Below are 8634 nucleotides of genomic sequence, written 5' to 3'. Positions count from 1 at the left end.
GTCGGCGTTGGTGCTGTCGGCCAGCAGGGCCAGCACGCCGCGCTGCGAGAATTCAGCCAGCTTGGCGAAGTCGGGCGGCCAGCCGTCGATGGGAGTGTGGTCGAACTTATAGTCGCCGGTGTGGACGATCAGGCCGACGGGTGTGGTGATGCCGAAGCCGACGCAATCAGGGATGCTGTGGGCGACATGGAACGGCTCGATCGTGAACGGGCCGATCTGGAGCACCTCGCCGGCGCGGAAGGCGATCAGTTCCGCCTCGTGCAACTGGCGCGCCTCGCGCAGTTTGGTCTCGATGAGGCCCAGCGTCAGCGGCGTGGCGTAGATCGGCACGTTGATGTCTTCGATCAGGTGCGGCAGCGCGCCGATGTGATCCTCATGCCCATGCGTGATGATGATGGCGCGAATTTTGGACTGGCGGTCGTTCTCCAGGAGGTAGTGGTAATCGGGGATGATGAGATCGACGCCTAGCATGTCGTTCTCCGGGAACATGACGCCGGCATCGACGATGAGGATGTCGTCCTCATACTCGATGACGGTCATGTTTTTACCGATCTCCCCCACGCCTCCCAGCGGTAGAATACGTAATGGCGTTGTTGTCATATTGACTGAAAATTGTAAGACGTTGTGCCCGTTCCGTCAAAATACGGGCAGATGAAGAAGGAGAATCCACAGATTACGCAGATTTCTAAGAGGCTCACGCAAAGCTCGCAAAGTGCGCCAAGAGCGCCAAAAGAACATATATCTTTGCGTTCTTAGCGATCTTGGCGGACTTTGCGTGAGCTTCTTAATCTGCGTAATCTGTGAAATCTATGGATTCTCTTCTTAAATTGCAGTGGCTTGTTGGATGACGAACCAGAGGAGGAAGATGAGGACGACCATTACCACGGTCAGCGCCGCCGTCAGGCCCCACAGACCGCGCGGCTGCTCGACAGCCACGGGTTGGGGCGCGGGCTGGACGACCGCGACACGCGGGACGGTGATCGGCTGGGTAGGCTGTTCCGGCAGCTCGGATGGGTGAGGGCCGTGCTGGATGATGGCGACGGTGATGTTGTCCTCTCCACCCCGCTGGCGGGCCAGATCCACCAGCGCCGCCGCTGCTGCTTCTGGCAACTGGCGGCCGACTGCGTCGGCGATCTCGCTGTCTTCGACGTGGCGCGTCAACCCGTCGGAGCAAAGAATGAGCAGGTCGCCCGGCTCCATCGCGATCTCATAGAGGTCAATGGGCGGTCGCTTCTCCGAACCGATGCTGTAAAGGATGACGTTCTTGTAGGGGTAGTTGGCCGCTTCCTCAGCCGTCAGCGCCCCCTCCTCCAGCAAGCGAGCGACGAGGCTCTGGTCGCGACTGATCTGCTCCAGCCAACCCTCGCGATACTGGTAGGCGCGGCTGTCGCCGACATTGCCAACGTAAGCGTGGCCGTCCTGGATGACGGCGGCGACCATCGTCGTCGCCATGCGGCGGCTGTCGTTGCGCTCGGCGGCCAGCCGGCGCAGGTCGGTGTTGGCCCCCTGCATGGCGTCGATCAGGCGCGCCCCCCAATCGGTGCGGCCGGCGCCGGCCAGGTAGTGGTGGCGCGTCTGCTCGCTGGCATATTGGCTGGCGACCTCCCCCGCATCCGCCCCGCCCACGCCGTCGGCCACGATGTAAAGGTAGCCGTGGCGGCGGCGGTCGTCGGGGTCGTCTGGCTCATAGACGGCGACGAAGTCCTCGTTATGGGAGCGCACCAGACCGGAGTCGGTGCGCCAGGCGGCGGAGATGGAGGGATCGTCCATAGGTTTGGGCACTATAGCGGGATCATAAGCCCGTGGCAAGGGGCGAACCTGACGATTACCTGACGATGTAGCGCGGGTTGGCAACCCGCCGCTTCGCGCCGGCAGCCGCGGGGTGTTATCCGGCGCTATAAGTGTGGTAGCGCGCTCGACTAAACCGCGTTACAACGATATAACCACCAGCCCAGGAGAAGAGCGATGGAACAGCAAAACAAACCCGGCGAGCGCCGCCTCGAAACCCAACTCATTCGCACCCGCGCCCACCCTACCCGCCACCGCGAGCAGGTGACGCCCATCTACATGGCCTCCGGCTTCACCTTCGACAACGCCGAGCAGGCGCGCGCCGTCTATAGCGGCGAGCAATTGGGCTACGTCTACACCCGCTGGGACAACCCCAACAATGACGAACTCATCACCCGGCTGTGTGCGCTGGAGGGGGCGGAGGCGGGGCTGCCCATGGCCTCCGGTATGGCGGCCATCTTTACCGTGCTGGCCGGACTGCTGAACAGCGGCGACCACGTGCTGGCCTCGCGCTCCCTCTTCGGAGCCACCCACCAGGTTTTGACCACCATCCTGCCGCGCTGGGGAATCTCCCACACCTACGCCGACACCGAGCTCACGTCCACCTGGGCCGACCTCTTCCGGCCGGAGACACGCCTCTGCCTGGTGGAGACGCCCTCGAACCCGGGCCTGACGCTCATCGACCTGGCCTGGATCGCCGGGCTGTGCCAGGAACGGGGCGTGCTGCTGGTCGTGGACAACACGTTCGCCACGCCCATCCTCCAGCGCCCGCTGGCCTTCGGCGCGGATCTGGTCGTCCACTCCACCACCAAGTTCCTCGACGGCCAGGGGCGCACCATCGGCGGCGCGTTGCTGGGCGACCGGCTGCTGGTGAACGAGCTGACCCAGTTCGCCCGCCAGACCGGGCCGACGCTCTCGCCGTTCAACAGTTGGCTGCTGAGCCAGGCATTGGAGACGCTGCCGCTGCGCATGGAACGCCACTGCGCCAACGCGCTGGCCCTGGCCGAGTGGCTACAGGGGCAGCCCGGCGTGCGGAGCGTCTGCTACCCGTTCCTGCCGTCGCACCCGCAGCACGACCTGGCGCGGCGGCAGATGGCGGCCGGCGGCGGGATTGTGGCGTTCGAGGTGGCCGGTGGGCTGCCGGCAGGGCGGCGGGTGCTCGACGGACTGAAGATGTGCGACATCGTGGCCAATCTGGGCGACGCGCGCACGACCGTCACCCACCCGGCCAGCACCACTCACAGCGCCCTGACCGACGGCGAGCGCCGCGCGGTGGGCATCACGCCAGGGCTGATCCGCGTCTCCGTGGGCCTGGAACACATCGACGACATCAAAGCCGACCTGGCTCAGGCATTAATTAACCACGGATAAAAACGGATTTAGCGTCTGTAGTTCATTTGTTCCAGCAAAAACGCCGCGCCCGAGGGGAATCGGGCGCGGCGTCTTGCTTAGGAGGAGGAAGAAAATGAGAAGCGTTGTGCTGCTTGCTCTGTTGATTAGACGGAGCGAGACCCGGTTCTCTTACCTCCTTTAGAAACCCGGTTTCTCAGAAGAAACCGGGTTTCCACCGGTTAATTGCCCAGCACCCAGGCGCGGGCCTCGTTGTTGGCCGGCGCGCCGGGGCCATAGAGCCATAGCAGGCCAGTCTCGGTCGCGTTCAACTGGTCGCCGAAATCGAGCACGCCAAAGCCCAGGCGGGCCGAGCGCGGCGGCAGCGTCGTGGAGCCGGCGTCGCTGTTCTGGAACAGGGTGTAGTAGCGCTCACCCAACGGCACGATGTTCATGCCCTCGATGCTATCGGCCGGGCCGCCATAGTACCAGTCCACCGCCCACGCTGACACGTCCATGGAGGTCTCCAGCATGTCCGCGGCAGTCATCCCGATCTGCTCGGCGCACAGCAGCAGCACGAAGTTGCCGCTGTTGGTGTTGTGGTCGGTGTAGAACCAGGCGTCGGCGCTGCCGGCGTTCAGGTCGTAGACCCAGCTCAGGCTGCGGCCGTCGCTGGGCACGCTGCTGAACGCGCCGGAGGCGTCGAAGTTGAACACGGCGTAGTCGGCATTGCCGTCACCGTCGGTATCCAGGTCGAACTCGATCCAGATGTTGCTGGCGTGCGAGTAGCGATCCCAGGTGTTGGCCGCCAGAGCCAGGACGAACGACTCCGCCTCACTGCAGTAGCCGGCCGGAACCGGATGGGTCTGGACGCCGACAAAGCGCAGGTCGGCCGGAGCCTGATTGCCACCCCACACCGGGTCGCCGGCGATCTCCGGGCTGGCGCCCAACAGGGAGAAGGTGTCAATGTAGGCCGCCGACATGCCCGTGTTGCGCACCCAGCCAGTGTTCGTCTGGCGGACGAAGCCGGTGGCGATGTTGCCCGCGCCGCGCGGCAGCACGTGCCAGGCCATGTGGATGTTGACGTCCTGGGCGTTGGCCCCGACGCCGATGAAGTGCAGGTAGCCGTCGTATTCGTTGAACGTTAGCGCGTCCGGGTTGCCACCCTGGCTGCCGCTATTCAGCACCCACTCGTGCAGCGGGCGGTTGCTCAGCGGCCGGATGAACATGCGCACCGGGACGGTGACGCTGCCGCGCGCCGGAACCTGGAACCACGACGGAACGGACAGGCGCACTTCGCCGCCGGCGTCCTCATCGTAGCGATACTCCACTTCCGAGCGCAGGGTGATGGCCCGATTGCTGTAGTTCTGGATGGTGACCCGCCGGATCAGGTCTGTCTGGCCGGTCACATCCTGGAAGCCGAACGACAACGAGCCGGTCAGGCTGTTGCGATCCCAGGCCGCCACGGGCGACTTCAGGGCGTTGTTAACGCGCACCTCGCCGCCGCCGATGCGGCTGATCGCCGCCGCGTAACCGCCGAAGAACTCCGGCCGGTTCATGATGTTGGTCTCGCCGGTGTTCATCAGGACGGCCTTGATCTCCGCCCAGGAACGCGACGGATAGGCGTCCATCAGCAGCGCCGCCGAGCCGGCCACCATGGGCGCGGCGCCGGACGTGCCACTGAAGCCCTCCGTGCCCGTGCCCGTGCCGAAGACGGCCGAGACGGACGCGCCGGGGGCGCCGATATCGGGCTTGGCCTCGTTCAGGCCAACGCTCGGGCCGCGGCTGCTGGAGCCGGCCATGTGCTGAATCAACGGGATGCCGTTGATCGGGTCGAAGGCGGCGATGACTTCGCCCTCGGCCAGGCCGGCCCGGACGGCGTTGGCCGTCGCCAGCGAGACGTTGAAGCCAGGCACGGACGGATCGCCGCCGCCATAGCTGAAGACGGTCGGATCGCCCGCGGCGATCAGGCCCACCACACCGGCCACGCCGCCGCCAGCGGCGATGTTGCTGACCTTAATGCTGATCGCGCACGTGCCGCGGTTCACCAGGACGATGTGGCCGGTCAGCGAACCGGGCGCAAACGGGTCGCAACCAAGCAGGTTGCCGCCCGCGCCGTCACCGTACATGACCGGGGCCTCGATGCGCTCCGTCAGGGGCGCCGACCAGGGCTGGAAGGACGCCTCGTACAGACCGGCCACGCTCGCCGGCTGGAGAATCTCCATGACGGGCGCGACGGCCGAAGGCATCTGGGTCTGGGCCACAGACAGGGCGGAAGTCGCCGTCGAGGGCGTGCCGGCGGCGTAGGGCTTGTCGGCGCTGTTGCCGGCCGACGCCACCGTCAGAACACCCAGGCTGCTGGCGTTATTGACCGCCGCGGCCAGGTCGTCCCAGCGCGGGTCGCCATAGGACGAACCAAGCGACATGTTGATGATGTCCACGGCGTCGTTGGGGTTGCCGTCGCCGTTGGGGTCAACGGCGAACTCCATGCCCTGGATGAGGGCGATGCCGGAGCAGGACGTGCTGACCGAGGAGCAGACCTTGACCGCATACAGATCGACGGCTGGGGCCACGCCCAGCTTGCCGCCGATGATGTCGGCCACGTGCGTGCCGTGACCACCGCCGGGGCCTTCATCCAGCGGGTCGGGGTCGGGCGCTTCGGCCGCGTTGGGCCACTCGCTGCCGACGAAGTCATAGCCGCCAACGACACGGGCAGTCGGGAAAGTTCCAGGCTCGATGATCGTCGGATCATTGGCCAGGTACTCCTCGACGCTGCCGGAGCCGTCGAAGGCGATGTGGGTATAGTCGATGCCGCTGTCGAGCACGGCCACGCGCACACCTGCACCGTCGTAGCCCATGCTTTGGACTTCGGTCGCGCCGATGTAGGGTACGGTCTCCGACAAGTCCACTTCGTAGTCGTGGACGGGGTTGATGGAGATGACATTGGGGTTCTGGGCCAGTTCGGCCAGGACCGATCCCTCGACTTCCAACATGACCGCGTTCAACACGATCTGGGTGGAGCCGAGGACGCGGGCGTTGGCGTCGAGCGAGCGGGCGCTGGCAACGATGCCGCTTTGCTGGGCCAGGGCCGCCTGTCGGGCCAGGCCTTGAGCGGTCGCCTCGGCCGCGGCGGCCGGGGGCTGGGTCAGACGGACGATGACGCGCTGCGCGCCGGTCAGCCCGCGCAGGGCGGGGCTTAGGCGCAGGGCGGGCGCGTCGACGTTTTCGAGCTGGATGGGGGCGTCGAGTTTGGCGCCGCTGACAGTGGCCGGAAGGGGCTTCGCGGTGGCGCGGTCGGCCCGGTTGGCGCTCGGACTATCCTGCGCCAGCGCGATGGACGCGGTGAGGGCCAGCAAGCCCAACACCAGCAACAGCTTCAATGTGCGCTTCAGAGTAGTTTGCTTGGACAACGTTTGCCTCCTGGGCATTTAAAGAAAGGTTGGTGAACATCCAATCCGGCGGGCGTGGGGCAGCCACAACCGGCCGGTGACTTGAGGGCGTTTTGGTGGTTTCTCGAATCCGCTCTTACCTCCTTGCCGGTCGAGACGCGAGCGGCAGACAGGGAAATGGCTCCGGATTGTGTCCCATGACGGTGGTCGATTACGGTTCACTGACTGCAGAGGACAATAGGCGGCAATCGGCGCGTCATTATATACAGGACATATGTATTTTGACAGATATTGCTTACAATTTGACTTGCATACTGTTCACGTCATTTTAACTACTTTACTGTCTTCTGAGATTTGCGCAAATGTTTGAGCAAAGTGGGGAAGAGGAACACAGAGAGACACTGAGGGCGGACACAGAGAGACGGAAGACAAGCGATTTCTTCTCTCTGTGTTATCTCTGTGGAACTCTATGTTCCTCTTATCGGTCTGCATTGGACACAACCCAAAAGTCACGTACAATTTTGGGCATTAAGAGGGGTGAGCGGAGCGCCACGTGTGAGCATGGCCCGCCTGCCCGCAAGGAGGTTGGAGGAAATGGAACGCTTGCGACGCGACTTTAGCACCATCACGCTGGTGATGATTCCGGTGGCGATCGCCATCAACATCGCCATCGGCCAGCTCATCTATACCCTGAAGGTTCCTCTCTATCTGGACTCAATCGGCACGATCTTCGTCGGCGCGGTTGCCGGGCCATGGGTCGGCCTGGTGACCGGCGCGTTGACCAATCTGATCTGGGGCCTGAGCGGCATCAACTCGTTCTACACCGCCTTCTGGATCACGGGGGCGTTCATCGGCTTGCTGGCCGGCCTCTTCTCGCGCTTTGGCTGGTTCAAGGTGTGGTGGCGGGCCATCATCGCCGGCGTCATCACCGGCCTGATCGCCGCGCTCATCTCCGCGCCCATCTTCACCTACGTCTCGGGCGGCGTCACCGGCTCCGGCACCGACGTGATCACCGCCGTCTTCCGCAACGCGGGTCTGGGCATCCTGCCGGCGGCCTTCGCCCAGGGCGTCTCATCCGACCCGCTCGACAAGGCCATCTCGTTCTTCATCGTCTGGGGCGTCATCCGCGCCCTACCGCTGCGCTTCCTGGATCGCTTCTCGCGGGCCGAGGACATCCGCTAGTCGGCTGTCCGGCGACCTATGAGCGCATCGTTCAGCCTATACATCCCACGCGAGAGCGGGATGCATCGCCTGCACCCGCTGACGAAGCTGGCTGTGGTCGGCTTCTGTCTGGTGCTGGGGCTGTTCCTGCCCGGGCTCTGGTTGACCTACGCGGCCTTTGGGCTGATCATTCTGCCCCTGGCCGCCTGGGCCGGCATCCTGCCGCCCTTCCTGCGCGCTGTCCTTAAGGCGGCCCTGCCGGTGATCATCTCCGTCTTCCTGGTGCAGGGGTTGTTCTGGCCGGGCGGTACGCCTATTTTGCGTCTGGGGCCGTTGTCACTCAAGGAAGAAGGGCTGATGTTTGCCATCCGCAGCGCCGGCCGCTTCCTGATGGTGGTCAGCAGCTTCCTGCTGCTCACCTTCACCACCCGCCCCGACGGCCTGATGCTGGCGCTGAGCGAGCGCGGCTTCCCCAAGAGCATCGCCTACGTCCTGCTGGCGACGATGCAGATCATCCCGCGCTTCCAGGCCAAGGCCAACACCATCCTCGACGCCCAGCGTTCGCGCGGGCTGGAGACGGAGGGCAGCCTGTTGGTGCGCGTCCGCGCCTTGCTACCGCTCATCCAGCCGCTCTTGCTGGGCAGCATCGTGGACATCGAGGAGCGGGCCATCGCCCTGGAGGTGCGGGCCTTCGGCCGCAGCGGCCCCAAGACCAGCCTGCTCGTGCTCCACGACACGCCCGCCCAGAAGCTCGTGCGCTGGCTGCTGCTCCTGGGCATGCTGGCGGTGATCGGCTGGCGGCTCTACATCGCCCTCGCGCCGAGGTTTGCCGCGTGATCCGGCTGAGCGACGTCACTTACCACTATCCGCGCGCGACCACCCCCGCGCTGGCCGGGCTGTCGTTGGAGGTTCCCGCCGGGCAGTTCTGCGCCGTCATCGGGGCCAATGGCGCGGGCAAGTCCACGCT

6 protein-coding genes are annotated in these 8634 nt (G+C 65.0%); 3 read left to right on the top strand and 3 right to left on the bottom strand.

The window, feature by feature from the left end:
- Both ACE3UY_RS17215 and ACE3UY_RS17210 read right to left on the bottom strand, forming a co-directional pair.
- Nucleotides 1-540, bottom strand: a 540-nt coding sequence (locus tag ACE3UY_RS17215) for an MBL fold metallo-hydrolase (protein WP_374688722.1), incomplete at its 3' end; no start/stop codon positions are given.
- A gap of 282 nt (nucleotides 541-822) precedes the next feature.
- Nucleotides 823-1770 carry a PP2C family serine/threonine-protein phosphatase gene (locus ACE3UY_RS17210; protein WP_374688721.1) on the bottom strand — a complete coding sequence of 316 codons (948 nt, stop codon included), beginning with the start codon at nucleotides 1768-1770 and terminating at the stop codon, nucleotides 823-825.
- A gap of 195 nt (nucleotides 1771-1965) precedes the next feature.
- Here ACE3UY_RS17210 and ACE3UY_RS17205 point away from each other — a divergent pair, with 195 nt between their 5' ends.
- On the top strand, nucleotides 1966-3159 hold the full coding sequence (locus tag ACE3UY_RS17205; RefSeq protein WP_374688720.1) for a PLP-dependent aspartate aminotransferase family protein: 1194 nt from the start codon (nucleotides 1966-1968) through the stop codon (nucleotides 3157-3159).
- Between the two features lie 200 nt (nucleotides 3160-3359).
- Here ACE3UY_RS17205 and ACE3UY_RS17200 read toward each other — a convergent pair whose 3' ends face one another.
- A complete protein-coding gene (locus ACE3UY_RS17200) occupies nucleotides 3360-6527 on the bottom strand; it encodes a S8 family serine peptidase (RefSeq protein ID WP_374688719.1) in 3168 nt (1055 codons plus the stop codon).
- 573 nt (nucleotides 6528-7100) lie between these two features.
- On the opposite strand from ACE3UY_RS17200, the gene ACE3UY_RS17195 reads away from it, so the two are divergent.
- Together ACE3UY_RS17195 and ACE3UY_RS17190 are read left to right on the top strand one after the other, a co-directional pair.
- Entirely contained in the window at nucleotides 7101-7688 is a 588-nt protein-coding gene (locus ACE3UY_RS17195) for an ECF transporter S component (RefSeq protein ID WP_374688718.1), read from the top strand.
- 60 nt (nucleotides 7689-7748) lie between these two features.
- Nucleotides 7749-8504 (top strand): energy-coupling factor transporter transmembrane component T, encoded by a 756-nt coding sequence (locus tag ACE3UY_RS17190; RefSeq protein ID WP_374688717.1) that lies wholly within the window; start codon nucleotides 7749-7751, stop codon nucleotides 8502-8504.
- Nucleotides 8505-8634: the final 130 nt, after the last annotated feature.

The organism is Promineifilum sp. (SeqCode) (assembly GCF_041918635.1).
Lineage (GTDB): Bacteria > Chloroflexota > Anaerolineae > Promineifilales > Promineifilaceae > Promineifilum.
This window is presented reverse-complemented; position numbering and strand designations above follow the sequence as displayed.